Below are 25,820 nucleotides of genomic sequence, written 5' to 3' on the forward strand. Positions count from 1 at the left end.
ATGACTAAGGTAAGCGAGTTCACTCGACAATGGACGGCAGACGGATACTTTCTCGTCGCGTATTTATTGTTCTGTTCCGGCTTTGTGTTTCTTTCGTCGTCGGGAGGCCATAGCACGATATACGCATTGCTGGTGGTGGCACCGTTTTTGGCGGTTGTTCGGCGTGAGCATTTCGGATTCCTGCGCGAAAGTGGGCTTCTGACGCTCATTCTTGTTCTGTTGGTGTATTTCTGGGCTTCTGTGGCTTGGGGAGAGGGGGGCGACATTGACGACTACCGCCGATACGGGTGGCGCGCGTTCATGGTGCTCGTCTTCGTGTGGGTCACTGTAAGACTCGCGTTGAACTACGACCGATTTGTATGGTGGGTGGTGCTGGTTGTGGCGGGATCCGTCTTTTTGTCTTCGTTGGTGGCGCTTCAGGCTTATGGGGTGGGGTCACTGTTTGATCTGAGACGGTTGTCGGGGTTGGGGCGAGTGTCCAATCCGAATCAGTTTGGAGCGCTGCTGGGGTTTAGCGTGATTCTGATTGCAGGGTGCTTGATCGGCTGGACTCGTGGGCGGGTTTGGACTGCTGTGTTGTGGATTGTGGGGGGGACGCTTCTGGCCGCCGCGGTGCTGACGCAGGGTCGCGGTACACTGGTCGGGTTGTTGTGTGGGCTAAGTTTGATGTTCGTGCTGACGAGGCGCTGGATGGCCCTGCTGGGGATCGCCCTGCTTGGGGCGCTCGTGCTGTGGCTGTTCGGTGGGGGTGGTCTTGAGGCGCGAGGGTTCCTCGATCGGACAAGCGCCATCGAGATGCGACTGGAGCTATGGAAAGCGGGTCTTGCTCTTATAAAGGAAGCGCCGGTGTTTGGGCATGGTATGGCGTTTTCGCAGAGTTATCAGGTTGGATCGTACCAAACAGGGAGTGTGCACAACCTGTACATAGGGATAGCAGTCGTAGGTGGATTGGTGGGTGCTGCTCTTCTGGTGGGGTCGTTGCTTTATGGGATGTGGGTAGCGGTAAGGGAGAAGAGTCCGATTAGCCCGTTGGTGGTGGGTTTGATCGGTTTCTCGATGGTCTATTACATGGTTGAATTCGAGCATATAGTTCGGTACCCAGCGTTGTCGTGGTTGTTGATTTGGTTTCCTCTGGCTTTGGCGGTGTCGGTCGAAATTCGAGCACGCAGAGCGAAGGCGGCGGTACAAAGTTAGTTAAAGAGCGATGGCGTATTGGTTTCGAGTTGCTGAGCGATGGCGGCCAAGACGGAATCGAGCGAGATGCTCTCCATTGTTCGTCCTTCGGCGTATGCGCTTTTGCCTTGCCCGGGCGCAACAGCTTGCGTTCCCCGTACGATCGTGGTGCGGTTGCTGAGTGGACCCCATCGGCTGGGGTCGGTAGGGCCGAACAGAGCCACGACAGGACTGCCGGCTGCGGCGGCAACATGCATGGGGCCGCTATCGTTACCGACGAACAATTGGCACTGGCTGAGAAGCGCGATCAAGGTGCCGATCGGTAGCTGTTCCACCAGGTCCAGCGGGCGCTGCTGACAGTGTTCGAGTACCTGATTTGCGGCCAAGCGATCGGGTGCGGCGCCGATCAGCGCGGGGCGCAGGCCTTGGTTCGCTAGCCAGTCGATGATCCGAGCGTATTTTTCCAGCGGCCAGTGCTTGTAGCCCTTGCCCCCTGCGACGTGGAGACAGACGATGTCACCCGGATCGCCCAAGCCCCGGCTTGCCAGGTCTGCGTGGTCCTCCTCGGTGGCCTGAAGGCTGGGGTGTCCCCAGCCGTAGCCGTGACCTGCGGCGGCGGCCAGGGCGCCGTATGTATCGATCCGGTGATGGCCGAGCCCCCCAGGGTCGGCGTGGCGGTTATATAGTCGAGCGTGAGGTGCTCCCTGGTGGCAGATGCGCCACGTCGCTCGCGACAGTCCGCCGGCAAGGGCTGCGGTCTTGCTGCCGCCGAAGTCGATGACCATCTGCGGGCGATGCTGGCGTATGGCCGATAATGTTTGGTGAAAGAGTCGCGCCCGAGACCAGAGGTTGTCTCTAGCGGCGGAAATGAGGTGTGGCTTGGGTAACCCGGGGATTCTCTGAGCCAATGCGGCATGGGGGCTGTGCAGTATCAGCTGCGCCGTCTGGAACTGGCGGGCCAGGTGCCGAAGCACCGGGCTGGCAACCAGGAAGTTGCCCAGGTGGCGGTCCAGCATTACGAGGACGGCGGATTGGTTGTTGGTCTTCATTTGCTGTTCGGTACGTTATCGTTCGGCGGATACTCCGGATCGGTATCCAAGGACACGGGCCGCCGACCGTAGCGCCGCTGGTGGCGGAGACTGATGCGTCGAACGACCGGGCGCATGGTCTCGTAGATGGTGGTCTCCGAGAGAACACGGGTTTCGCAGTACACGCTGCAGATTCGGGCCGCCCAGGCGGTGTTCAGTCCCTGCTCCAGGCCACCGACTATGAAACGCGCCAGATCTTTGGCCCCTGCGCGCGCACTGACGCGCCAGCGCTGTCTGGCGCTGTCCAAGTCCACCAGTACGGGCGTCAGCTCCTCGGTGACCAGTATATTCCCCCACTTCAGGTCGCCATGGATGACGCCCAGAGAGTGCATGTGTGCAATGGCTCGGGTGGCCTCGATCGTGACAGTTTGCATTTGGCCTGGTGTCAGGGCGTTGTCTGCCAGGCGCTCGGTTAATGCCGCTGCGTCTTCTATGGCCTCGGTGATGAACCATACACCCGAGTTGCCGGTAATGAGAGCGTGGGGGCGTGGAACCGGCACACCCTGGTTATGCAGGGACCAGTTGATTCTCCAGATGCGTTTCGCGGCTCGGCGAGAGAACAGACTGGGGCGGGTCAAGTAGTGCTTGAAAAACAAACCCGGCAGATTCTGTTGTGCGGTTTGAAGGAAGCCGCTAACCACTTTTCGATTGCGCTTGATCACTCGCAGTTCGTGATCCGCAGGAGGCCAGTCGCCAGTAGACAGGCGTGTTGCCACGGTGGAGCTCGGAAGGCCATGGGCCTTGCGGTTACCGGAAATACGGACGAGCCGGTCCATCTAATCGGAGGCCTGGGACGAGTAACGCGCCTTGGGGCCTCCTCGTGCGAGCCGGCGTTTCCAGCGGCGGGTCCGCGCTTGCTCGACGGCCCGAGCCAATGTACGGGATTGCTCGCGGCTCAATTCCTGGGCCTTGGCGTAGCCTTGCAGCAGCCGGTACTGATCGAAACGGCTGAGTAGGTTGCGAGGGGTCATTAGAAGCTGGACGAGGTTTCGCATGCGGTCGCTGGTCCGTCGCGAGCGCCGATTGCCCTCGTTGTCCAGGTACCAGAACTTGGGTGCGCCATCAGGGCCATGCCATTCGCACAGGATGTTGCCCAGGCGGAGATCGCCATGTATCCACCCAGCGGTATGCAGGCGGGCGATCTCGGCGCCGACCAGGTTCAGGAGCTGCCACCGTTCCCTCGTGCCCAGCGCGATGGCGCCGCCCTCATGGGTTGCCAGGTCATTCACCGTGGGATGCGGGAGGGCGTCGGTTGCAACATACTCGATTGAGCCTCGGATCCAGCCGTGGCACAGGGAAGTGGGTGTGGCAAAGCCAGATTCGTTCATCCGAATGGATTGATCCACTGCTCGTACACCACGGCTCCCCCGCACCAGTGCCTTGACAGGCTCTGACCGGCTTCTGGGGATGAATAACTTTAGGAAGACCGGTCGCTCGTTCCACTCGCCTTTGGCCACTCTGGTTTGAGCGGAGCTGCTCAGTACCCGCCAGCCGTCGAATTGCCGACTACACGCGATCGCGTTCGCCACGGCGGCGAGCTCCGGGCAGCGGTTGGTGGCGGCGAGGTAGCGTGGGGCGAATCCCAGCGACTTGAAGATATGGTGACGGATCATCGCGGTAACCCCTCGGGCACGCGGCCGTGTTCGCGTTGATACTGCCAGCGGGCGCGTTGTGTGACGCGCTGCCACAGGGTGGAGTCGGAGTTGAGGGTGACACGGATGGAGCTGTGGCGGTACTCGCGGATGAAGCGCAGCAGGTCGCGGTGGCCAAGACCAATGTCCAGCGCAGAGAAGTAAAGCCCCCCGAGGTCCTTGATGCGCGCGCGGGCCGGAAGGCGGCGGTGGTGTTGCACGCGGTGCAGATCCATCAAGTGCAGGCGCGGCGGGATGCGGCCCGACCGGGTGGCGTCCTCGTTCGTGTTCAGGTCGAGTCGGAAGTGGCACAGGTAGAAGTCGCGGTGGTTCATGCCGCTCCCGTGCAGGGTGCGGGCAATGCGGGCGACCTCTCGGATCAACTGCAGGCGAAAGGCGAATGCCGGTGGCTGTTCGGGCCAGCTCAGGCATTCCTGTTCCAGGGTGCGGGTGCGGCCCAGGTCGCGGGTGATCACGAACGAGCGTTCCCGTGCCGGGTTCAGTCCACGCCGGATGCCGAATGCGACGGGCGGCGTGGTCGGGATGCCGAGTTCCTGCAGGCGGTGGATCGCGCGCCATTCAGGCTCGGCGCCCAGCACCGGGATACGGAACTGGCTCAGTTTGCGCAGGATGCGCCGCCAGGGCATGCCGTTGTGCACCTTGGCGAAGTAGTGCTGCCCGCCCAGTTCGAAACGGAATGTGCGCCGCCCGTCGACGTTGCGGACGACCTCGCCATCCAGCGCCATGGCCTGCTCGAAGGGGTCTCCCGGGCCGCAGCGTGCGGTCAGCGCCGCGCGGAAGGCGTCGTCCATCACCAGTTCGTTGCGCCGGAGCACGCTCATGCCGCCGTCTCGCCATAGCGGGGGGCTTCGATGACCCGCAGCGCGTGCTCGGCGCGTGCGCCAAGCTCGGTGCGCTCGCTGTAGCACAGGGCCGCATCACGCCAGGCCTGCAGCTTGGGCTGGCTCAGCATGCGGGCCAGGGCGGCGTCCATCATGGGCTGCTCGAACGGCGTGGTCAGCACCTCGCCACAGCCAGCGCGCTCGACGTGGAAAGCGTATCCGCAATTGGCTGTAACGAGGGCAGGCAGACCGGCGGCGATGGCCTCGACGATCGCGGTCCCGGTGTTCTCCTGATACGCGGGGTGCAGCAACAGGTCGGCCGCAAACAGGAAGTCGGCCACGTCGTCCCGCCCCTGCAGGAAATGCACCCGTCCGGCGATACCGAGACGGCGCGCCAGCCGCATCAGCGGGGCCGCACGCCCCTTGCCCAGTACGTACAGCGAGGCGCGTTCGCGCAAGCCGTCCGGCAGGGCGGCCAGTGCCCGGATGCTGCGGTCGACACCCTTGCGTCGGAAGTCCGACCCGACCATCAGGAGCATGAGCGAGTCGTCCCCCAGGCCAAGCTCTTTGCGAAGAGCGCGCCTTCGTTGCGGGGTGTCGGCATTGGCGAAGCGGTCAGCCGAGACATACGGTGGCATCAGGTGGAAGCGATCCTCGGGAGTCGCGTACCAGCGCTGGAACAGGGGCTTCTCGGCCTCGGAAAGCAGCAGGATGCGGTTGTTCGCCTCAGTGCGAAAGACCGCCCGCTCAAGGGCCGCATGTACGCGGTAGCGCCCGGAGAGGCGATAGAACCGGCTGCGAGCCTGCGCCCGTTCGATGAAGCAGGGGTCTGCGTTGTAGTAGACATCCAGCCCGGGCAGCTTGTTGAACCCGACGACGCGATCGGGCTGTAGGGCCTGGACCTCCGATTGAACGCGGCGGGCGAAATGGCGATAGCGTGTGTGGTTGCGCCAGCCAGGCACCCGCAGTACATGCAGCTTCAGCTGCGGGTGCTCCGGGGTCCAGCCCTCCCATGCGAGTGTGAATACGTCGATCTGATGGCCGCGCTCCAGCGCGAGCTCGGTGATGCGGCGGAAGTTGCGCTGCAGCCCGCCATGCGGGAAGTACTTGAACAACACGAATGCCAGATGCATCAGCGCCTCTCCCCATGCAGGGCATCGGCGGCCTCCAGTACCTGCTCGGGCGCCAGCTTGCGCAGGCAGTTCAGGTGTCCCAGGGGGCACTCGCGCTGAAAGCAGGGGCTGCATTCCAGGCCTAGATGCAGGATGCGCCGGTGGGAGGTGAGCGGCGGCGTGTAGCCAGGGTCGGAGGACCCGTAGACAGCGATCACCGGGCGGCCGGTGGCGGCCGCAATGTGCATGAGCCCCGAGTCATTGGTGATGACCAGGTCTGCGCAGGCAAGCAAGTCTATCGCCTGGCCCAGCTGCGTGCGCCCGGCCAGGTCTGCGCAGCCCGGGGCGGCCTCGGCAATCGCCTGGGTCACTGGGCGGTCCTTCTGCGAACCGAACAGCCAGACCTGCCAGCCTGCTGTCAGGCGGGCCCGAGCAACTTCTGCATAGTGTTCGGCAGGCCAGCGCTTGGAGGGGCCGTACTCCGCGCCGGGGCAGAGTGCCAGAACGGGTGCGTCCTGGTTGCCCAGTCCCAGTGCAATGCGTGCCTCGTCCCGTCCACGTTCGGAGATCTCCAGCCTGGGTTCCGGAATCGGGGGCGGTTGTGGTGCATCCGGGGCGTGCCCGAGCGCGACGAACCGATCGACCGTGCGATACAGGCGCTGACGATCCAGTGGGCGGATGTCATTGAGCAGACCGTAGCGGAGCTCGCCGCGGTAACCGGTCCGTCGGGGTATCCCGCTGGCGAAGGCCGGTACGGCCGCCTTTGCTGAACGCGGCAGTACGATCGCCTGTTGATAGTGCGCGTACCGTAGTGACCGTCCTAGATGCCAGCGCCGGCCGAGTGCAAGCTCCCCGTGGCCCACGGGCAGCGGAATGGGGCGGCGCACCTCGGGCATGCGCTCGAGAATCGGCAGGCTCCACGCGGGCGCAATCACATCCACAGCGGGTGCGGGCTCACGTTGCTTGAGCGTCATGAACAGGCTCTGTGCCATCACCATGTCGCCAACCCAGGCCGGGCCGACGACCAGGACAGCCGGGGTGTGGGCGCCGCTTGAACTCAACACGATCCCCCGGCCAGCACGAAAGCACACCCGGTCGCGCCCGGGGCTTGCTGGGCGGCAGGGGCCGCGGAACATGGGACAAAGCTGCCCGGCATATGGCTTGCAGCTGGCACGAAACTCGAACTGGCGCTGAGAAGCATTCCCAAATTGTACATGGCGCTGTGATACCGCGACGTGCGGTGGCTTGTGGCCTCGAGGATACGCGGTGTACTTTGCCCGGCAACGGCGGGTGTGTCCTGCTGACCATTTACATTGTTCAGTGTTTCCCTGGCGGAGAGCGCAAGTGCGGGAAGGAATTATCGAGGAGCTCACGGCGGCCAGCCGGCTGTTCGGGCGGCTGGCAGAGGACCGGGCGTTTGTCGCCGAGGTCGAGACGGTTGGGCAGCGCTGGCTGCAGTGCATCCGTGACGGCGGCAAGGTGCTGCTGGCGGGCAATGGCGGCAGCGCGGCGGATGCGCAGCATATTGCGGCGGAGATTGTCTGTCGTTATCGGGCGGTGCGGCCGGGTGCGGCGGCGATCGCGTTGACGACCGACACCTCGGTGCTGACGGCGATCGGGAATGATTTTGGCTACGAGCATGTGTTCGCGCGTCAGGTCGAGGCGCTGGGGCAGTCGGGGGATGTATTCGTCGGGATTACCACCTCTGGGCGTTCGCCGAATGTACTCGAGGCCTTCGAGATGGCGCGTCAGCATGGGCTCGTTGCCGTTGCCCTGACCGGCGAGAAGGGGCTGCCCGAGACGCATACCGCAGATCATGTGCTGCGGGTGCCCGATGCCGCGACCGCGCGGGTTCAGGAGGTGCACGGGCTGATCGGGCATCTGTTGTGCGGGATCGTCGAGGATGCGCTGGTGGCCGATCAGGACCGTTCGGGGTCGGTGTGAGTGCGCGTGCCCTGTTTCTCGACCGCGACGGGGTAATCAATGTCGACCATGGCTATGTGCATCGGCCCGATCAGGTCGAGTTCGTCTCCGGCATCTTCGAGTTGGTGGCGGCTGCGACCGCCCGTCAGTGGCCGGTGGTGGTCGTTACCAACCAGTCCGGCATTGGCCGCGGCTATTACGGTGACCGCGAGTTCCGGCAGCTGACGGACTGGATGCGCGAGCGCTTTGCCGAGCGCGGCGGCCGCATCGAGGCCGTCTACCACTGCCCCCATCATCCCCATGATGCGCAGCCCGACTATCGTCGTGCCTGTCCGGATCGCAAGCCGGAGCCGGGCATGCTGTTGCGGGCGCGGGATGATCTGGATCTGGACCTCCCCGGTTCGGTGCTCGTTGGGGACCGCGCTTCCGACCTCGAGGCCGCGCGGCGCGCCGGGGTCGGCGCCCGGTTGCTGTTTGACCCCTTGGGCACGGAACCGCTACCCGCTGAAGACGGAGCCATCCGTATCCGCGCCTTGCCCGAGGCCATTGCGTGGCTCGACTGAGCCGCTAGCCGCGATGTGCCACATTGTGTACACCGCCCTGCTGCGACTGGCTGCTCCGGCCTTGCTGGCGCGGCTGGTGCGCCGCGCGCGGGCGAACGCGGTACCGGTGGCCCGATGGCGTGAATGGCTGGGAGCCGGGGAGTCGCTAACACCCGGCTCCATCTGGGTCCATGCCGCCTCGGTGGGCGAGGTGGAGGCGGCGGTACCGCTCGCACGTGCCCTGTGCAGCCGCTATCCGGAGCGTGCGCTCCTGATGACGACCACGACACCGGAGGGGGCGGCCCGGGTGGAAGCGGCTCTCGGAAGCGATGTCCAGCACGCTTATCTGCCGCTGGACCTGCCCGGGGCCGTTCGCCGATTCTTGCGGCGGACGCGCCCGGCCGTCGCTCTGATCGTCGAGACCGAACTCTGGCCCAATCTCTACCGTGCCTGCGAACAGGCCGGTGTTCCGCTCTGGGTGGTGAGTGCACGGCTGTCGCCACGCTCACTCAAGCGGTACCGGCGTCTGCAGCCGCTCGTGCGGGAAACCCTTGCGCGTGCCGAGAAGGTCCTGGCCCAGGACGAGTCGGCCGCCCGGGGATTTCGCGAGCTGGGGGCACCGAACGCGCGCGTTCAGGTGATGGGGAATCTGAAATTCGATCGCGCATTGCCGCCTGGGCATGAAGAGGCGGGGGGGCTGCGTGTGTCGGTTGCGCCCGAGAGGGCGCCGGTCTGGGTGGCGGTCAGTACGCGTGAAGGTGAAGAAGAGGCCGTGCTTGAGGCGCATCTTGTGGTGCGCGAATCCCATCCCGACGCTGTATTGCTCTGGGTGCCACGCCACCGCGATCGCTTTGATGTGGCGTTCGCGGCGGCCCGGGCAGCGGGGTTGTCTGTCGGGAGGCGCACGCAATGTCCGGGGCCGCCGCTGGATGTGCTGGTGGGCGATACGATCGGCGAGATCGGAGCCTATCTGGGTGCGGCGGATGCCGCTTTTGTAGGCGGCAGCCTGGTTCCCCTGGGGGGGCAAAATGTACTCGAGCCCGCCGCGCTCGGGCTGCCGGTGCTGGTAGGGCCCAGTACCGAGCACTTTACATTTGCCGTCGAGCGCCTTGAGGATCGAGGTGCGTTGTGGCGTGTGCAGGATGCCGAGTCGCTGGGCCGCGCCGTCGCGGAGTTGCTGGGAGATTCCGAGTGTCGGAAAACCATGGGTGATGCGGCGCGCACGGTGATCGACGAGGGGCGTGGTGCAGTGGAGCGTGTCCTGGCCGAGTTGGAAAACCGGTTGCATGATCTGCGTTGACCGCCCCGCCAGGCTTTGTACGGATCTTTATTTTTCCCGCCGTAGTCGCTGCCCGCATTCGAGGCATTCATAGCGGTATCGGCGCCGCTGAATCAGATAATGCCGCCGCGCACTCAGCGCGTGGGTCTGGCATGCGCAACGGTAAGTATAGGTCCTGACGCTTCTGCCTTTCAGGGGGGTGCTGTGCGTGACGCGCGGTTCGCACTCGAACGCTTCCATCCAGGACCGCCATTCCGGACCGTGCGGGCGTACGCGGCGTAACCCGAACGTCCGGTATACGAGTGAGTGCGCCACCTCGTGGGCGACGGTTTCCGGGAAGTGCGCATCCCAGTCCTGGAGGAAGGCCTGGGCGTTGAAACGAAGCTGCTCGTGCCCGTTGCGCAGTCGCCATTGCCCGGCGGCTTTTCCCTTCAGGTTAAAAAGAACTTCTGGAGTCGTGTTCGGCTGTTCGGGGCATGCCTTGATGTAAAACGCGCACACCTTTTGTCGGATTTTCGCTTCCTCTTCAGGTGTTAATATATTTCTCGGCTCTTGTAATTTACTTCCATTTTTATCATATTCACCCGTGCGATATGTGCCGTCCAGGGCGTGCGAGGGGTTGGAAGCCGTTCTGGTCATTGAGAAGTTCCGAACAAGGAGACGAGTAATGAGTCTGGATAGCAAGAAGGCCTCCGAACTTTCCGCCGAAGAGCTGTATGCACTGGCCCGGCAGCGGGAAAAGGAAGAAGCCGAGCGCCAGGAAGCCGAGCGCCGCAAGAAGCGCGAAAAGCTGATGGAAAAGCGCAAGGAGATGATCGCGCGTCATCGCAAGGAACTCAACGAGCTTGAGCGCCAGATCCGTGAGCTGGGCGGCCGTGTGGGTCGTGCTGGCGGTGGCCGGCGTAGTGGCCGGGGCGGCAGCTCGGTCAGTCAGCAGCTGGTCGAGATCGTGGCGGAGAAGTCCGAGATGGCCACCAAGGAGATCAAGGAGCGTGCCGAGAAGGCCGGCCTGGATACCAAGAACATCTCGCAGACGCTCGCTTACCTGAAACGCCAGGGCCGACTGAAATCCCCGCGCCGCGGTGTGTACAAGTCCGCGGCATAAGCGGGTTGCAGCTGGCGACGATTGCGGCGTCTAGGGAGACGCCGCGATCGTTTCGCTAACGGGTTCCATATCAAGCTCGCCACTGGGCTTGCACGCCAGGCGGCTCTCGCCGCTAAACCAGTGCTGGATGGTCTGACCCGCAATCTCCCGGCGCCAGCCACTCGACAGGCGGCCACTCTTGCCGTCGCTCTTCAGTAGTTCGATCACATCCTTGCGTTGTGCGATCGCCGCGGCGCTGATCTGGTGCTCGCGTGCACATTCGCGCAGCAGCGCCATGCCGATATCGACCAGCACCTCGTCGCGCTCATCCAGGCGCGGCTTCTCCGGCAGCTGTGGCCATTGTTCACGCGGCAGGGCCTGGCCTTCCCGGATGGCGGCCAGAAGCGATTCGGTGTGTTCCGGCTTCATCCCGCCGGGGAACTGGCGCAGTTCGCGCAAGCCCTGGGCATCAGCCGGTGTGCGGCGGGCGATATCCAGCAGGAGGTCGTCGGACAGGACCCAGCGCCGCGGGCGATTGCTGCTTTGCGCGGTGCGCTCGCGCCAGGCCGCGACGCATTTGAGTACGCCGCGCTCTTTGGGTTTCAGTCGCTTGACGCCCGATACGCGCTGCCAGCTTTGTTCCGGGTCCGGTTCGTACAGGGCCGGATTGCTGAGGGCCTCCATCTCCGGGCGCAGCCAGTGCATGCGATCGTGGGTGTCCAGCTCGTGCAGCAGGCGGTTGAACAGTGTCGCGAGGTGACGGACATCGTCCGCGGCATAACGGATCTGTTCAGCGCTTAGCGGCCGACGGGACCAGTCGGTACGCGTCTGGCTTTTGTCTAGATCGCGCTCGAGTACGGTCTTGACCAGGTTGGCATAGCCGACCTGCTCGCCGTAGCCGAGCATGCTGGCCGCGATCTGGGTGTCGAACACAGGGCTGGGCACAAACCCCAGTTCGCGATACAGCAACTCCATGTCCTGCGAGGCGGCGTGGAAGACCTTGGTAATGCCCGGGTCCCGGAACAGCGGGGCGAGCTGCTGGATGTCGAGACGCAGCGGGTCGATGCAGGCGAGCTGATCCAGCGTGGCGGCCTGCACCAGACAGAGCTGCGGGTAGTAGGTCTTCTCGCGCAGGAACTCGGTGTCCAGCGCGATCCAGTCCGTCCCGGCGATGGAATCGAGGAACGCCTGCAGGGCCTCGGGCGTCTCGATCAGCCCGTGGTCATGCATGGCTCGATTTCTGGCTCGCCTCGAATGCCGCCTTCTGCTCGGCGGTTGCTTCCTTCTGGTAGCGCTCCTTCCATTCGCTGTAGGGCATGCCGTAGACAATCTCGCGGGCCCCCTCGTAGTCGATCGACTCACCGCGTTCCTCGGCCGCCGCGACGTACCACTTGGACAGACAGTTGCGGCAGAAGCCGGCGAGATTCATCAGGTCGATGTTCTGCACATCCTTGCGTTCATCCAGGTGTTGCAGCAGCCGCTGGAATACGGCGGCCTCGATTTCGGTACGGGTCTTCGGGTCCATGGTGTGTCTCTCCATTCTTTAGTGAACTACTGATCAAAATGTACACGTTCGCGCACGCGTGGCTTTTGGGGGCGTTCGACCAGAACGGGCGGACGGTGTTCAGCTCAGGTGGAGCAGCCAGCGCCGACGCATATCCCTTAGCAGCACGAAGATCAACGGCCACACCAGTGCGCTGGTCGCCACTGGCGCCCAGTACCAGGCGCTACCGGGCGGCAGCCCAATCGCGCCCTGCGGCCACAGGGCCAGGAGCTTGTACAGCGCTGTGAGGACGGCCACCACGATGGTCTGTTGCCAGACGGGGTAAACCCGCAGGCGTGGATGAATCTGCAGCACGATGTACGCCACCACCGCCAGGGCGATGGCGTTCTGTCCGAGTAACTGGCCGTAAAGGGCGTCCAGTAGCAGCCCCATGATAAAGGCCGTCAGCACCCCGAAGCGCTGGGGGAAGGCCATGATCCAGTACACCAGCGCCAGCAGGAGCCATTCAGGCCGGGCCGGGGGCAGCGCATCGGGGATAGGCACGATGGACAGGGCCAGCGCGACGACCAGGGTCAGGGCGATCAGCCAGGGGATGCCCAGCGCGCGGTTCATGGGTTGTCAGCCGCCTCCGGCATATCGGCCTCGCCCTCCGGTTCTGCTTCGCGCCCGGTCGTCTCCCCTTCTTCTTCCGGGTGGGCATCGGTGTCCGCGTCCGGACGTTCTCTGGTCCACAGCAGCAGGACCTCACGCGAGCGGTCCAGGGCCGCTAGAGGCTCGGCCTGGATATCAAGAAACGGTTGCCCTGGCTGGCGTTCGACCGAGATCACCCGGGCGACCGGGTAGTCCGGCGGGAAACGTCCACCGAGCCCGGAGGTCAGCAGGAGATCGCCCTCCTCGATGTCCTCCTGGGGCGGGACGTGTCGCATTTCGAGGCGCCGCGGGTTGCCGGTGCCAACGACAATGCCACGCAGACCGGTACGGGCACTGAGCACAGGCAGGGCATGGCCGGGGTCGGAGATCAGCAGCGCGGTGGAGCTGACCATTTGGGTGGACAGGACCTGTCCGATCACGCCATCGGGGTGGATGACCGGCTGCCCCGGGTATACACCGTGTCGGTTGCCCTTGCTGAGTACGATCTGCTGGCGGAAGGGGTCCAGGTCCACGGCCAGGAGCTTGGCGATCTCGACGCGCTCTTGTGCACGCTCGGCGGTATTCAGAAGGGCGCGCAGGCGGTCGTTTTCCATCTGCAGTGCATCGAAGCGCAGCTGGCGGGCCCGCAGCTCCGCGTTTTCTTCGCGCAGGATGCGGTTCTCGGTAATCAGGTCTTCGCGGCTGGTGAAGGATTCGAGCAGCCGGCTGCCTGCCCGGATCGGCGCATCGACCGCAACCTGCAGGGGGTAGGCCACCGTGGACAGTGCGTTGCGCACCGTCTGCAGCTCGTTCAGTCGGTGATCCAGCGCCATCAGCGCCACACCCAGCAGGATCACCGCGAGCAGGCGCAGAGTGGGCGATACACCCAGTCTGAACAGCGGCTTGCTGATGGCTTAACCTCCGGTTGCGGGTCGTGATTGGGTCAGGGGCGCGCCACGGCTGGCAGGTGCGATGGGAAGGGCCCCACCAAACTTCCAGGATGCGGGGCGACGCCCCATCCCCCGATCCAGCCCGGAGTCTACTCCATGGACAGGAAGTCCACCTGCTTCTCGTCGAGCATCTCCAGTACGCGGCCGCCGCCACGCGCCACACAGGTCAGCGGATCGTCGGCGATGACTACCGGGATGCCCGTCTCTTCCATCAGCAGGCGATCGATCTGCTGCAGCAGCGCGCCGCCGCCGGTCAGCACGATGCCGCGCTCGGCGACATCGGAGCCCAGTTCCGGCGGGGTCTGTTCCAGTGCGGTGCGCACGGCGGAGACGATCCCGTACAGCGGGTCCTGCAGGGCCTCGAGGATCTCGTTGGAGTTCAGCGTGAACGAACGCGGCACGCCCTCGGCCAGGTTGCGGCCCTTGACCTCGATCTCCAGCAGTTCCTTGCCCGGATAGGCGGAGCCCACCGCGTGCTTGATGCGCTCGGCAGTGGCCTCGCCGATCAGCACGCCGTAGTTGCGGCGCACATACGACATGATCGCCTCGTCGAAGGTGTCGCCGCCGATGCGCACGGACTCCGAGTAGACGATGCCGTTCATCGACAGCACCGCGACCTCGGAAGTCCCGCCGCCGATGTCCAGCACCATGGAGCCGACCGCCTCGTCCAGCGGGATGCCGGCACCGATCGCGGCCGCCACCGGCTCCTGCAGAAGGTACACCTTGCGCGCGCCGGCGCCGAACGCCGATTCGCGGATCGCGCGGCGCTCCACCTGGGTCGCGCCGCAGGGCACGCAGACCAGCACCCGCGGGCTGGGGCGGAAGATCCGCCGCTCGTGCACCTTCTTGATGAAGTACTGCAGCATCTTTTCGGTGGTGGTGAAGTCAGCGATCACGCCGTCCTTCATCGGGCGGATCGTCACCACGTGCTCCGGCGTGCGCCCGAGCATTTTCTTCGCCTCGATCCCCACGGCTTCGATGGAACGGGGGCCGCCCGGACCGCGGTCCTGCCGGATCGCGACCACGGACGGCTCGTTCAGGACGATCCCCTGGCCGCGCATGTAAATGAGGGTGTTGGCGGTACCGAGGTCGATGGAGATGTCGTTGGAGAACAACCCCAGGAGGCGTTTGAACATGAAGAGGAAACCTGCGTTGATGGTCGGGCGGGAAAGCCCGAGACTCTAGCAACTGCCCGGGGTTTGGGCAATAACGGCTTTGTGGTAAGTTTGCCGGCCGCATTCCGCATCATCATCGACTGATACAGGATCCTTGCCGATCATGTCTGTAGAAGCTTCCGAAGTTCAGCGCATCGCGCATCTCGCTCGTCTGGCCATGAGCGACGAGCAGGCCCGCGAGTTTGCCGGCGGTCTGAGCGATATTTTCGCCTTCGTCGAGCAGCTCGACGGTGCCCCGATCGAGGGCGTGGAACCCATGGCCCATCCGCTGGATGCCGAACAGCGTCTGCGTTCGGACGCGGTTACTGAACCCGACAATCGCGAGGGTTTTCAGGCGATTGCGCCGGCCGTCGAGGGCGGGCTTTATCTGGTGCCGCGCGTGATCGAGTAAGCCGCGGGCACCGCTGGCCGATTTCGCCGATTTCATCACGCTTTATTCGACAAGAGTTCCCGAAACCATGTCCCAGGAAACCCTGTCCGGCTGGGTGCGCAAGCTTCAGGCCCGCGAGATCAGCTCGCGCGAGCTGACTCAGCTGTATCTGGAGCGGATCGAGCGCCTCGATCCCCAGCTCAACAGCTTTATTACCGTGACCGCCGAGTCCGCGCTGGCGCAGGCTGATGCCGCCGATGCACGTCTGGCCAATGGCGAGCAGACGCCGCTGCTCGGCGTGCCGGTCGCGCAGAAAGACATCTTCTGCACCGAGGGCGTGCGTACCTCCTGCGGCTCGCGCATGCTCGATCCGTTCATCTCGCCCTACAACGCTACCGTCGTCGAGCGCATGAACGCCGCCGGGGCGGTGATGCTGGGCAAGACCAACATGGACGAGTTCGCGATGGGTTCGTCCAACGAGACCAGTTTCTACGGCCCGGTGCGTAACCCCTGGGATACCGAGCGTGTCCCGGGCGGCTCCTCCGGCGGTTCCGCCGCGGCGGTGGGCGCGCGTCTGGTGCCGGGGGCGACCGGGACCGATACCGGCGGCTCGATCCGCCAGCCGGCCGCGTTCTGCGGCATTACCGGGCTCAAGCCGACCTACGGGCGCGTGTCGCGCTACGGCATGATCGCCTTTGCCTCCAGTCTCGACCAGGGTGGGCCGATGGCCGTGACCGCCGAGGACTGCGGTCTGATGCTGAACGCCATGGCCGGTTTCGACGAGCGCGACTCCACCAGCGTCGAGCGCCCGGCCGAGGACTTCACCGCCGGTCTGAACCAGGACCTCACGGGTTTGCGTATCGGCCTGCCCAAGGAGTTCTTCGGCGAGGGCCTGGACGAGAAGGTGCGTGGCGTGATCGACGCGGCCGTCGAGGTGCTCAAGGGCCGCGGTGCCGAGATCCGCGAGGTCAGCCTGCCCTACAGCCACCTGTCGGTGCCGGCCTACTACGTGGTCGCCCCGGCCGAGTGTTCCTCGAACCTCGCCCGCTTCGACGGCGTGCGCTACGGCCACCGCTGCGACAACCCCGAGGATCTGATGGACCTCTATACCCGTTCGCGCGGGGAGGGGTTCGGCGACGAGGTGAAGCGCCGCATCATGGTCGGCACCTACGTGCTGTCCGCCGGCTACTACGACGCCTACTACCTGAAGGCACAGAAGGTCCGGCGCATCATCGCCGACGACTTCCGCAGCGCCTTCGAGGACGTCGACGTCCTGCTCGGCCCGACTACGCCGGAGCTGCCATTCGCGCTGGGCGCCAAGGCCGACCCGGTCAGCATGTACCTGTCGGACATCTACACCATTGCCGCGAACCTCGCGGGCCTGCCAGCGATGTCGCTGCCGGCCGGCGAGATCGACGGCCTGCCGGTGGGGCTGCAGCTGATTGGCAACTATTTCGACGAGGCGCGCCTGCTCGGCGTCGCCCACCAGTACCAGCAAGAAACCGACTGGCACACCCGTGTGCCGGCGGCCTTCGCCTGAGGATCGCCGCATGGAATGGGAAACCGTCATCGGGCTGGAGATTCATGCCCAGCTCAACACCGTCTCCAAGATCTTCTCCGGGGCGCCGACCGCCTACGGCGCCGAGCCCAACCGCCAGGCCTGCGCGGTGGACCTGGGTATGCCTGGCGTGCTGCCGGTGCTGAATCAGGGCGCGGTGGAGAAGGCCGTGATGCTGGGGCTGGCGATCGACGCCGAGATCACCCCCCGCTCGGTGTTCGCGCGTAAAAACTACTTCTACCCGGATCTGCCCAAGGGCTACCAGATCTCGCAGTACGAGCTGCCGATCGTGGGGTTGGGGCATCTGGACATCGAGCTGGAGGACGGCACGACCAAGCGCATCGGCGTGACCCGAGCGCATCTGGAGGAAGATGCCGGAAAGAGCCTGCACGAGGGCTTCGAGTCGATGACCGGAATCGACCTCAACCGTGCCGGTACCCCGCTGATCGAGATCGTCTCCGAGCCGGAACTGCGTTCGGCGAAAGAGGCCGTTGCCTACATGAAGAAGCTGCACTCGCTGGTGCGCTATCTCGATATCTGCGATGGCAATATGCAGGAGGGCAGCTTCCGCTGTGATGCGAACGTCTCGATCCGGCCCAAGGGCCAGACCGAGTTCGGCACCCGCGCGGAGCTGAAGAACCTGAACTCCTTCCGCTTCGTCGAGCGCGCGATCAATCACGAGGTCGAGCGTCAGATCGACGTGATCGAGGGTGGCGGCAGCGTGGTCCAGGAGACCCGCCTGTACGATCCGGATCGCGACGAGACGCGCTCCATGCGCACCAAGGAAGAGGCCAACGACTATCGCTATTTCCCCGATCCGGACCTGCTGCCGGTGGTGGTGGATGCCGCGTTCGTAAACCAGATGCGCGAGCGGTTGCCGGAGCTGCCGGGTGCCAAGCGCGCCCGCTTTGTCGAGCAGTACGGTCTGTCCGACTACGATGCCGGTGTGCTGACCGCTGCACGCGAGATGGGCGACTTCTACGAGGCCGTGGCCGCCGGCTGCGGCGCGCCCAAGCTCGCCGCCAACTGGGTAATGGGCGAGTTCTCCGCGGCGATGAACCGCTCCGAGGTTGAGCTGGCCGACGCCCCGGTGAACGCAGAAGGCCTGGCCGGGCTGCTGGCCCGCATCCAGGACGAGACCATCTCCGGCAAGATCGCCAAGGAGGTCTTCGAGGCGATGTGGAACGGCGAGGGTGATGCTGACACCGTGATCGAGGCCAAGGGGCTCAAGCAGATCACCGATACCGCGGCGATCGATGCGATCATCGACGAGGTGATGGCCAATAATCCGCAGCAGCTGGAACAGTACCGCGGCGGCAAGGACAAGCTGTTCGGCTTTTTTGTCGGCCAGGTGATGAAGGCCACCCAGGGCAAGGCCAACCCGGCCCAGGTGAACGAGCGCCTGAAGGCCAAGCTGGACGGCTGATGCAGGGCTGCGGATTCCATGCGTGAACCCGACACTCTGCACCGCTTCATGCTGGAGGAGGCCGGGGTGCGTGGCGAATGGGTGCACCTGGACGCCGCCTGGCAGGCCCTGCTGGAGCGCCACGAGTATCCGCCAGTGGTGCGCGACCTGCTGGGTCAGGCCTACGCGGCCGTGGCGCTGACCGCCGCCACACTCAAGTTTGATGGCTCGCTGATCTTGCAGGTGACCGGCACCGGTCCGGTGCACATGATCGTGGCCCAGGCCGATGGGCAGGGACGGTTGCGCGGGTTGGCCCGCTTTCGTGAAACCCCGCCGGAGGGCGCGACGCTGGCGGAATGTGCCGGCGATAACGCCCGGTTGATGCTGACGCTGGACCCGGGCGATGGCGGCGAGCGCTACCAGGGCGTGGTCGAGCTCGAGGGCGAGACCCTGGCGGATGCAATGAATGTCTACTTCGAGCGTTCCGAGCAATTACCCACCCGGCTGTGGCTCGCGGCCAATCAGCAGTCAGCCGCCGGAATGCTCCTGCAGGCGGTACCGGGCGAGGGTGGTCATGCAGTCACGCGTGACCCCGAGGACTGGAACCGCGCGAACATCCTGGCCGATACCACCACTCCCGAGGAGATGCTGGAGCTGGATGCCGGCACGCTGCTCGGCCGGCTGTTCGCCGAGGAGCGCGTGCGCCTGTTCGACGGGACCCCGGTCCAGTTCCACTGCCCCTGCTCGCGCGAACGGGTGTCCGAGACGCTGCGTGGTCTCGGGCAGGACGAGATCCGCGGCATCATCGAGGAGCAGGGTCAGATCGAGGTGACCTGCGAGTTCTGCAACGCGCAGTACCACTTCGACCCGGTGGACGCCGAGGCCCTCTGTGCCACCCAGACGGTCCAGCCGCCGACACCCGATACGCGCCAGTAACCGCTTGCGGAACCATCGGGCGCGGAATCTTCCCGCCGAGCGGCGGTCTTTGCTATAGAGATAGCAAAGGCAGCAGTGTTTCCCTAGCGGGGGGCTGGTCATGTATTCCCGGCATACCGAGATTCCCACCCTGGATACCCGGCCCGGATGGCAGGTCGAGGCCCGCTATTACAACCAGGCGGCCCTGGCCCTGCGGCGGCTGGGCCCCGAGATCCGTCTGCCCCTGCCGATTCTCAAGCACCTGGACTTGATCCTGCAGCCGGATGCCTGGGTTGTGGTGGATCGTGTGCTCAACGACATGCCGGTGGTGGCCTGGACGGCCTTCCGCGCCGCCCACCGTCATAACCTGCATCGCCCGGTGGCCTGCGAGCTGCGCCTTTATCACTCCATGGCGACCATGGTCACCAATCGCGCCCTGGCCTGCATGGCCGACCGTCTGACCGTTGCCCTGGCCCAGGAGGATCAGCGTATCCCCCGTGGCCAGGTGATCGCCTTCCGATCCCGTTCCAGCGCCTGACTCAGGCCGGACGCTGGCCGCAGACCGGGCAGTCAGGGTCGCGGCGCAGACGAATCTCGCGAAACTGCATGTTGGTCGCATCGACGATCAGTAGCCGACCACTCAGGGTCGGGAGCCCGATCAGCAGCTTCAATGCCTCGGTGGCCTGCAGGCTGCCAATGACGCCCGGGAGGCTGGCCAGTACGCCATTGGCCGCGCAGGTGTCCTCGTCCCCGCCGCCCTCGCCATACAGGCAGTGGTAGCAGGCGGCCTCGGGGTCGCGGTAGTCGAAGGTGGTGAGTTGTCCCTCGAAGCGGATCACCGCGCCGGAGACCAGCGGTGTGCCGCTGGCAACGGCGGCGCGGTTGATCGCGCCCCGACTGGCGAAGTTGTCGGTGCCGTCGAGGACCACATCGGCCTTCGCGAACAGGGTGGTCATCGCATCCACATCCAGGCGTTCGGCGCGGGTCTCGACCCGGCAGTTCGGATTCATCGCCGCCAGGCGCCGCGCCGCGGACTCCACCTTGTCACGACCGATATCTGCATCGGTGTGCAGGATCTGCCGCTGCAGGTTGGTGACCTCGACGTGATCCGGATCGACGAGCGTGAGTCGCCCAACCCCGGCGGCCGCGAGATAGGCCGCGACCGGCGAACCCAGCCCGCCCAGGCCCATGATGACCGCATGTGCCTCCTGCAGGCGCTGCTGCCCCTCGACCCCGACACCGGGCAGCATGATCTGGCGGCTGTAGCGCAGCAGTTCCGGGTCATCCACGGGGCGTTCTCCAGTGTGAATCGGGTCAAGGCTTGGTCATGTAGTCCGGAAAAGTGTAACCGGGGTCGCGCTCCTCGGGTGGCTCGGTTAGGAACCGTTCAGGAAGCGTCCGTAATCTGGACCGTGGCAATTCTGCCAGTTGCGCAGTTCAAGGAGGTACACGATGAAACGCATGATGATCGCCCTGGCGCCGGCGGCGTTGCTGGCGTTTGCCCTGACGGCCCCGGCGCATGCGGCCCAGCCGGTCTCCGGCTTTGTGCACACCGGTGCCGCAGCGTTCGACCCTGATGCCCTGCAGCATGTGCATCATCGTCCGGGCCACTATGGTGGCCCGCCGCATGCCCGCAGCCACCCTGGCTATCGCGGCCACAAGTATTCCAAACGCTCGCATAACCGTGGGCGGGGCCATAAGCGGGGGCACTATTACAGCTACCAGGAGCACCATCATCACCACTATCACAGCCGCCCGCGGCACCGCTCGCCCAGTGGTTCGATGAACCTGCACCTGCATCTGCCGTTCTAGGCATTACCCGCATCACACGGTTGGCCCCGGCGTTCGCGCCGGGGCTTTTTTATGGTTCATCGAGCATTACCGGGGAATGCGGCGCGGATTTTGAGGAAGAAGTAGTCCTGGTCGCGGTAGCCGTAGGCGCGGCGCTTGATGACCTTGATGGTGTTGTTGATGCCTTCGACGACGCTGGTGTTCAGCCGATGCCGGCAGCGCGAGACGATGCCGGGGAGATAGGGCTCCAGCAACCGCGCGAAGCGCTGCAGGGCATGGATGCCGCTCTCCTGTGCCTGTTGTACCCAGTGTCGCCAGGCCTGCCAGGTCTGTTCCGGACGGCGCTGGAACCAGAGCCGCTTGAGCTCGTCGCGTAACAGATAGACTGTCAGCAATGCCTGGTTGGCTTGCAGCAACTCGTCCAGGTGGACCGCTTGGCCGGCGTTCAGCGACGCCCGGTTACGCAGCAGCAACCAGCGGCTGGACTTGATCACGCGACGGGCCCGACGGTCCTCGCCCAGACGCTTCGCCTCGTCGACGCGCACCCGGTCGATGACCTCGCGACCGTACTTGGCCACCACATGGAACAGGTCGTAGACGATCTCGGCCCGGGGACACTGCGCCCGGATCTCGAGCTCGAAGGCCGTGGTCATGTCGATCGCCACCGCCTCGATGCGCTCGCGCACGCCTTCGGGGAGTTGCTCGAAGAAGGCCCGAGCGGTCTCGCGCGAGCGGCCTTCCCCGACCCACAGCACCTGGCGCCGGATCGGCTCGATCACCACCGTGGCATAGCGGTGGCCTTTGTGCAGGGCGAACTCGTCCATCGCCAGATAGCGGATCGACGCCCAGTCCGGCTCCAGCAACGAAGCCGCCAGCCGATGCCGGTCCACCGTCTTCACCGTATGCCAACCCAGGCCATAGAAGGCCGCCACCGCCTGGATGCTGGCCGAACGCAGCAACTGACTGCAGGCATCCGCCAGACGGTTGGTCAGCCGCTGATAGCGCCCCAGCCAACTCAGCCGCTCCAGCTGCGGACCACCGCAGTGCTCGCACCACACCCGGCGACGCGGCACCACCAGCACCACCCGGTACTCGAACAGGGGAAGATCCCGAACCCGCCGCAGCGTCGTCTCGTGCACCTGACGCGTCCGGTGGCCGCAGCGTTCGCAGTGCATCCACTGCCGCGTCGGCTTCAGGTGCAACTCCAGCGTGCCGCCCGCCTCGTCCGGCCATACCGCACGTTCCAGCCGATAGCCTTCCCAGCCGCCCAGCTTCTGCAGCGTCTTCTTGTCCAGCATCCCCCTCTCCCGTGTCCAACCCGGCTCCACGCGAGATTACGATGCCCTTCAGCGCACGAATACCTCCCCGGTATCCTTCGATGAACCTTTTTTATGCGTGTACCCCAATCGTGATGCGCTCGTGTCCGGCGGGATCACGCAAACTCTGCACCTCGCGATAGCCCTCCTGTTCCATGCAGACCCGAACGTCGCGGGCCTGATCGAACCCGTGCTCCAGCAGCAGCGGGGCGCCCGGGAGCAGGTGGGTGAGTGCGGTATCGATGATGGTGTACAGGTCGCCAAGCCCGGCTTCCGGCGCGGCCAGCGCTTCCCGCGGCTCGAAGCGCAGGTCGCCGCGGGTCAGGTGGGGGTCGTCCGGCGCGATGTAGGGCGGGTTGCTGACGATCACGTCGAAGGCGTCGCTGGGCTTGAACGGGTCGAGCCACGTCCCCTGCAGGAAGGCCACGTCCAGTCCCAGGGCGTCGGCGTTGGCGCGGGCCTGGCGCAGGGCGTCCGGGCTGCGGTCGGTGGCGACGGCCTCAATGGCCGGGCGTTCCGCCTTCAGCGCAAGGATGATCGCGCCGCTGCCGGTGCCCAGATCCAGTACCCGGGGATGCGCTCGCTCGCAGGCGTCAATGGCCGCGATTGCCCGTTCCACCAGCAGTTCGGTCTCCGGGCGCGGGATCAGGCAGGCGGGGGAGATCCCGAGATCGAGGGTCCAGAAGGCGCGACGGCCGAGGATGTGGGCGATCGGCTCGCCCGTCTCACGGCGTCTGCACAGGGCGTCGGCGCGTTCGCGCTGCGACGCGGTGGGTGCCTCAAGTCCGCGGGCGATCAGGGCGCTGGTGTCGAGGCCGGTCGCCGCGCCAAGCAGCAGGCGGGCCTCGAGCCCCGGTTCTTCCGATCCGGCTGCCTGCAGACGGTCGCGCAACTCGCGCAGCAGGGCGTCCAGCGTGGTGGTCACTCCGGATCAGCCCTCGGACAGGGTGGCGAGCTGCTCGGCCTGGTATTCGTGGATCAGCGGGTCGATCACCGGGTCGAGGTCGCCGGCCATCACCTGTTCGAGCTTGTAGAGGGTCAGGTTGATGCGGTGGTCGGTCACGCGGCCCTGTGGGAAGTTGTAGGTGCGGATGCGCTCGGAGCGGTCGCCGCTGCCGACCAGGCTCTTGCGCTCGGCGCTCTGCGCGGCGGCCTGGGCCTCGCGCTCGGCCTCGAACAGACGGGCGGCGAGGTAGGTCATCGCCTTGGCGCGGTTCTTGTGCTGCGAGCGTTCTTCCTGACACTCGACCACGATGCCGGTCGGCAGGTGAGTCAGGCGGACCGCGGAGTCGGTCTTGTTGACATGCTGGCCACCGGCCCCGGAGGCGCGGAAGGTGTCCACGCGCAGGTCGGCCGGGTTGATATCCGGCATCTCGACCTCGTCCAGCTCCGGCAGGATGGCGACGGTGGCGGCCGAGGTGTGGATGCGGCCCTGGGATTCGGTCTCGGGGACGCGCTGCACACGGTGGGCGCCGGATTCGAACTTGAGTCGCGAGTAGGCGCCCTGGCCGGCCAGGCGCGCGATTACCTCGCGGTAACCGCCGTGCTCGCCCTCGCTGGCGCTGAGGATCTCCAGTTTCCAGTTCTGCTGCTCGGCGTAGCGGGTGTACATACGCAGCAGGTCGCCGGCGAAGATCGCGGCCTCGTCGCCGCCGGTGCCGGCGCGGATCTCGAGGAACACGTTGGCATTGTCGTGCGGGTCCTTCGGGATCAGGTGACGATGGAGCTCGGCCTCCAGTGCCTCGGCCTGGTCCGCCAGGGTCTCGATCTCGGCCTCGGCCATTGCGCGCAACTCTGGGTCATCCTCCGCGAGCATCGCGCGGGCCTCTTCCAGCGCGGCCTGGTTGTCGTGCCAGGCCTTCCAGGCTTCGGCGACGGGCTCGAGCTGGCTGTATTCCTGTGACAGCCGGCGCAGTTGATCGGCGTCTTCGGCGGCGTCCGGGGTGGCCAGCAGTTGTGCGATCTCGGCATGGCGCTCGGCCAGGCCCTCGAGCTTGTTGCGGAACGAGGCCTTCACGAACGGGAGCCGGATTCGGGGTCGTGGCCGGGATCGTCTTCCGGGCTGGGCAGCTGGAACAGCCGGTGGGCGGCATCGAGCAGGCGCGCGTCGCCCTCGTGGGCGGCGGTGTTCAGCGACTTGCAGGGGGCGTGCATCAGCTTGTTGGTCAGGCTGTGGGCCAGCAGTTGCATGGCCTCTTCCGGCGACTTGCCGGCGCGCAGCATCGCCTCGGCCCTGGCCAGGGATTCGGCCTTGACGGCCTCGGCGCGCTGACGCAGCTGGCGGATGCTGTCGACAGAGTCGCGGGCGCGCAGCCAGCGCATGAATTCGCTGGCGCGCTGGGTGATGATCTCCTCGGCCTGTGCGGCGGCGGCCTGGCGCGAGGCCATGTTCTCGTCGATCACTTCCTGGAGGTCGTCCACTGTATAGAGGTAGACGTCCTCGAGCTGGCCGACCTCGGGTTCGATGTCGCGTGGGACGGCGATGTCGACCATGAACATCGGCTTGTGCCGGCGCTTGCGCAGGGCACGCTCCACTGCCCCCTTGCCGAGGATCGGCAGCGGTGCGGCGGTCGACGAGATCACGATGTCGGCCTCGGCCAGGCGATCCGGCAACTGGTTCAGGCTGATCGCCTCGCCGTCGAACCGTTCGGCTACGGCCTGGGCGCGCTCCTCGGTGCGGTTGGCCACGATCACCCGTCCGATCCCGTGGCCGGACAGGTGCTGCAGCGCCAGTTCGATCGTCTCCCCGGCACCGATCACCAGCGCGGTCAGCGGCTTCAGGTCGCCAAAGATCTGGCGCGCCAGCGAGACCGCGGCAAAGGCCACCGAGACGGCGCTCTGGCCGATCGCGGTCTGCGTGCGCACGTCCTTCGCGGTGGCAAAGGCATGCTGGAACAGGCGCTCCAGCGAGCGGCCCAGCGTGCCGGCGTCGTGGGCATGCTGGTAAGCCGTTTTCATCTGCCCGAGAATCTGGGGCTCGCCGAGGACCAGCGAGTCCAGGCCGCTCGCCACGCGCAGGGTGTGGCGTACCGCCGAGCCGTCGTGGTGCAGGTAGAGGTAGGGCCTGAGTTCGTCGCGGTCAATGCCGTGGTAGCCGCCCAGCCAGTCGAGAACGCGGTGTTCCGACTGCTTGCCACCCTCGCGGAAATACACCTCGGTGCGGTTACAGGTCGACAGGATCGCGGTTTCTGGCAACAGGACGCCCGAGCGCAGCGAGTGCAGAGCCTCGCCGAGCTGGCTTTCATTCACCGACAGCCGTTCGCGGATCGCGACCGGGGCGGTCTTGTGATTGATACCAAGAGTGAACAGCATGCTGACGCTATTGTGCCGCAAATGCCCGGAAAAGGCCCCCAAAACATACAAGCCACCGGGAGAGGAGTGCATTCCCTTGGTGGTGGGAGCGTAGTGTACTGGCCCGTGCCGTCCGTTACAGTGTCCAGCCGCTGTGCCGCACGGTTGCCGGTTTGGAACCGCGGCGCACGGCGAGCGTCCCACTAGGGGAACACTGAGTAACGTACACGCTCGCGCTCGA

The 25,820-nt window shown here is 65.4% G+C and carries 28 protein-coding genes; 11 read left to right on the forward strand and 17 right to left on the reverse strand.

The features are described from left to right. Complete coding sequence (locus TK90_RS01525) at positions 1-1,194, forward strand: O-antigen ligase (RefSeq protein WP_012981728.1); 1,194 nt, start codon at positions 1-3, stop codon at positions 1,192-1,194. Here the strand turns inward: TK90_RS01525 and TK90_RS01530 are convergent. The 6 genes from TK90_RS01530 to waaF form a co-directional block, all read right to left on the reverse strand. After that, positions 1,191-2,222 carry a glycosyltransferase family 9 protein gene (locus TK90_RS01530; RefSeq protein ID WP_012981729.1) on the reverse strand — a complete coding sequence of 344 codons (1,032 nt, stop codon included), beginning with the start codon at positions 2,220-2,222 and terminating at the stop codon, positions 1,191-1,193. The two genes, TK90_RS01525 and TK90_RS01530, sit on opposite strands and share 4 nt — an antisense overlap. After that, complete coding sequence (locus TK90_RS14550; protein WP_168021570.1) at positions 2,219-2,923, reverse strand: lipopolysaccharide kinase InaA family protein; 705 nt, start codon at positions 2,921-2,923, stop codon at positions 2,219-2,221. Before TK90_RS14550 ends, TK90_RS01530 begins: the two co-directional genes overlap by 4 nt. Before the next feature lie 114 nt (positions 2,924-3,037). Beyond that, the gene (locus tag TK90_RS01540; RefSeq protein WP_012981731.1) at positions 3,038-3,874 is read right to left on the reverse strand and encodes a lipopolysaccharide kinase InaA family protein; all 837 of its coding nucleotides are present in this window, start codon (positions 3,872-3,874) and stop codon (positions 3,038-3,040) included. Further along, positions 3,871-4,734 (reverse strand): lipopolysaccharide core heptose(I) kinase RfaP, encoded by an 864-nt coding sequence (gene rfaP / locus TK90_RS01545; RefSeq protein WP_012981732.1) that lies wholly within the window; start codon positions 4,732-4,734, stop codon positions 3,871-3,873. Before rfaP ends, TK90_RS01540 begins: the two co-directional genes overlap by 4 nt. Then, positions 4,731-5,867, reverse strand: coding sequence for a glycosyltransferase family 4 protein (locus TK90_RS01550; RefSeq protein WP_012981733.1), 1,137 nt, complete (start codon positions 5,865-5,867; stop codon positions 4,731-4,733). Before TK90_RS01550 ends, rfaP begins: the two co-directional genes overlap by 4 nt. After that, positions 5,867-6,910: a lipopolysaccharide heptosyltransferase II gene (gene waaF / locus TK90_RS01555; RefSeq protein ID WP_026148170.1), complete on the reverse strand. Its 1,044-nt coding sequence runs from the start codon at positions 6,908-6,910 to the stop codon at positions 5,867-5,869. The genes TK90_RS01550 and waaF overlap by 1 nt, the downstream gene beginning before the upstream one ends. Before the next feature lie 280 nt (positions 6,911-7,190). Between waaF and TK90_RS01560 the strand changes: the two genes are divergently transcribed. Genes TK90_RS01560 through waaA form a run of 3 tightly spaced genes read left to right on the forward strand, consistent with a single transcriptional unit; the run spans position 7,191 to position 9,611 of the window. Next, the gene (locus tag TK90_RS01560) at positions 7,191-7,790 is read left to right on the forward strand and encodes an SIS domain-containing protein (protein ID WP_012981735.1); all 600 of its coding nucleotides are present in this window, start codon (positions 7,191-7,193) and stop codon (positions 7,788-7,790) included. Next, entirely contained in the window at positions 7,787-8,332 is a 546-nt protein-coding gene (locus TK90_RS01565; RefSeq protein WP_012981736.1) for a D-glycero-beta-D-manno-heptose 1,7-bisphosphate 7-phosphatase, read from the forward strand. The genes TK90_RS01560 and TK90_RS01565 overlap by 4 nt, the downstream gene beginning before the upstream one ends. Before the next feature lie 13 nt (positions 8,333-8,345). Further along, the gene (waaA, locus tag TK90_RS01570) at positions 8,346-9,611 is read left to right on the forward strand and encodes a lipid IV(A) 3-deoxy-D-manno-octulosonic acid transferase (RefSeq protein ID WP_012981737.1); all 1,266 of its coding nucleotides are present in this window, start codon (positions 8,346-8,348) and stop codon (positions 9,609-9,611) included. A gap of 27 nt (positions 9,612-9,638) precedes the next feature. On the opposite strand, the gene TK90_RS14555 is transcribed toward waaA, so the two are convergent. Next, positions 9,639-10,229 (reverse strand): SprT-like domain-containing protein, encoded by a 591-nt coding sequence (locus tag TK90_RS14555; protein ID WP_012981738.1) that lies wholly within the window; start codon positions 10,227-10,229, stop codon positions 9,639-9,641. 28 nt (positions 10,230-10,257) lie between these two features. Between TK90_RS14555 and TK90_RS01575 the strand changes: the two genes are divergently transcribed. After that, complete coding sequence (locus TK90_RS01575) at positions 10,258-10,695, forward strand: hypothetical protein (RefSeq protein WP_012981739.1); 438 nt, start codon at positions 10,258-10,260, stop codon at positions 10,693-10,695. Positions 10,696-10,725: 30 nt separating this feature from the next. On the opposite strand, the gene rnd is transcribed toward TK90_RS01575, so the two are convergent. The 5 genes from rnd to TK90_RS01600 all read right to left on the reverse strand — a co-directional run bounded on the left by rnd (position 10,726) and on the right by TK90_RS01600 (position 14,894). Then, complete coding sequence (gene rnd, locus TK90_RS01580) at positions 10,726-11,904, reverse strand: ribonuclease D (protein WP_012981740.1); 1,179 nt, start codon at positions 11,902-11,904, stop codon at positions 10,726-10,728. Continuing rightward, the gene (locus TK90_RS01585; RefSeq protein WP_012981741.1) at positions 11,897-12,199 is read right to left on the reverse strand and encodes a DUF1244 domain-containing protein; all 303 of its coding nucleotides are present in this window, start codon (positions 12,197-12,199) and stop codon (positions 11,897-11,899) included. Before TK90_RS01585 ends, rnd begins: the two co-directional genes overlap by 8 nt. A gap of 99 nt (positions 12,200-12,298) precedes the next feature. Continuing rightward, the gene (gene mreD / locus TK90_RS01590; RefSeq protein ID WP_012981742.1) at positions 12,299-12,790 is read right to left on the reverse strand and encodes a rod shape-determining protein MreD; all 492 of its coding nucleotides are present in this window, start codon (positions 12,788-12,790) and stop codon (positions 12,299-12,301) included. Further along, positions 12,787-13,719: a rod shape-determining protein MreC gene (gene mreC / locus TK90_RS01595; RefSeq protein WP_148216240.1), complete on the reverse strand. Its 933-nt coding sequence runs from the start codon at positions 13,717-13,719 to the stop codon at positions 12,787-12,789. The genes mreD and mreC overlap by 4 nt, the downstream gene beginning before the upstream one ends. A gap of 128 nt (positions 13,720-13,847) precedes the next feature. Beyond that, positions 13,848-14,894, reverse strand: a complete 1,047-nt coding sequence (locus TK90_RS01600; RefSeq protein ID WP_012981744.1) for a rod shape-determining protein — start codon at positions 14,892-14,894, stop codon at positions 13,848-13,850. A 142-nt stretch (positions 14,895-15,036) separates the two neighbouring features. Between TK90_RS01600 and gatC the strand changes: the two genes are divergently transcribed. The 5 genes from gatC to TK90_RS01625 all read left to right on the forward strand — a co-directional run bounded on the left by gatC (position 15,037) and on the right by TK90_RS01625 (position 19,719). Beyond that, positions 15,037-15,324, forward strand: a complete 288-nt coding sequence (gene gatC, locus TK90_RS01605) for an Asp-tRNA(Asn)/Glu-tRNA(Gln) amidotransferase subunit GatC (RefSeq protein ID WP_012981745.1) — start codon at positions 15,037-15,039, stop codon at positions 15,322-15,324. A gap of 67 nt (positions 15,325-15,391) precedes the next feature. Then, positions 15,392-16,843 (forward strand): Asp-tRNA(Asn)/Glu-tRNA(Gln) amidotransferase subunit GatA, encoded by a 1,452-nt coding sequence (gene gatA, locus TK90_RS01610; RefSeq protein ID WP_012981746.1) that lies wholly within the window; start codon positions 15,392-15,394, stop codon positions 16,841-16,843. 10 nt (positions 16,844-16,853) lie between these two features. Beyond that, positions 16,854-18,287, forward strand: a complete 1,434-nt coding sequence (gene gatB / locus TK90_RS01615) for an Asp-tRNA(Asn)/Glu-tRNA(Gln) amidotransferase subunit GatB (protein ID WP_012981747.1) — start codon at positions 16,854-16,856, stop codon at positions 18,285-18,287. Positions 18,288-18,305: 18 nt separating this feature from the next. Continuing rightward, positions 18,306-19,202, forward strand: a complete 897-nt coding sequence (gene hslO, locus TK90_RS01620; RefSeq protein WP_012981748.1) for an Hsp33 family molecular chaperone HslO — start codon at positions 18,306-18,308, stop codon at positions 19,200-19,202. Between the two features lie 100 nt (positions 19,203-19,302). Further along, complete coding sequence (locus tag TK90_RS01625) at positions 19,303-19,719, forward strand: hypothetical protein (protein ID WP_012981749.1); 417 nt, start codon at positions 19,303-19,305, stop codon at positions 19,717-19,719. A gap of 1 nt (position 19,720) precedes the next feature. Here the strand turns inward: TK90_RS01625 and TK90_RS01630 are convergent, their stop codons facing one another. Beyond that, on the reverse strand, positions 19,721-20,470 hold the full coding sequence (locus tag TK90_RS01630; protein WP_012981750.1) for a molybdopterin-synthase adenylyltransferase MoeB: 750 nt from the start codon (positions 20,468-20,470) through the stop codon (positions 19,721-19,723). Positions 20,471-20,633: 163 nt separating this feature from the next. Between TK90_RS01630 and TK90_RS01635 the strand changes: the two genes are divergently transcribed. Further along, positions 20,634-20,993 carry a hypothetical protein gene (locus tag TK90_RS01635; RefSeq protein WP_012981751.1) on the forward strand — a complete coding sequence of 120 codons (360 nt, stop codon included), beginning with the start codon at positions 20,634-20,636 and terminating at the stop codon, positions 20,991-20,993. A gap of 56 nt (positions 20,994-21,049) precedes the next feature. Here the strand turns inward: TK90_RS01635 and TK90_RS01640 are convergent, their stop codons facing one another. The 4 genes from TK90_RS01640 to hemA form a co-directional block, all read right to left on the reverse strand. Further along, positions 21,050-22,270, reverse strand: a complete 1,221-nt coding sequence (locus TK90_RS01640; RefSeq protein WP_012981499.1) for an ISL3 family transposase — start codon at positions 22,268-22,270, stop codon at positions 21,050-21,052. Between the two features lie 91 nt (positions 22,271-22,361). Next, positions 22,362-23,213, reverse strand: coding sequence for a peptide chain release factor N(5)-glutamine methyltransferase (prmC, locus tag TK90_RS01645; RefSeq protein WP_012981752.1), 852 nt, complete (start codon positions 23,211-23,213; stop codon positions 22,362-22,364). Between the two features lie 6 nt (positions 23,214-23,219). Then, complete coding sequence (gene prfA, locus TK90_RS01650; RefSeq protein ID WP_012981753.1) at positions 23,220-24,305, reverse strand: peptide chain release factor 1; 1,086 nt, start codon at positions 24,303-24,305, stop codon at positions 23,220-23,222. Next, the gene (gene hemA / locus TK90_RS01655; protein WP_012981754.1) at positions 24,302-25,600 is read right to left on the reverse strand and encodes a glutamyl-tRNA reductase; all 1,299 of its coding nucleotides are present in this window, start codon (positions 25,598-25,600) and stop codon (positions 24,302-24,304) included. The genes prfA and hemA overlap by 4 nt, the downstream gene beginning before the upstream one ends. Positions 25,601-25,820 lie beyond the last annotated feature (220 nt).

Origin of the sequence: Thioalkalivibrio sp. K90mix (assembly GCF_000025545.1) — a bacterium.
Lineage (GTDB): Bacteria > Pseudomonadota > Gammaproteobacteria > Ectothiorhodospirales > Ectothiorhodospiraceae > Thioalkalivibrio.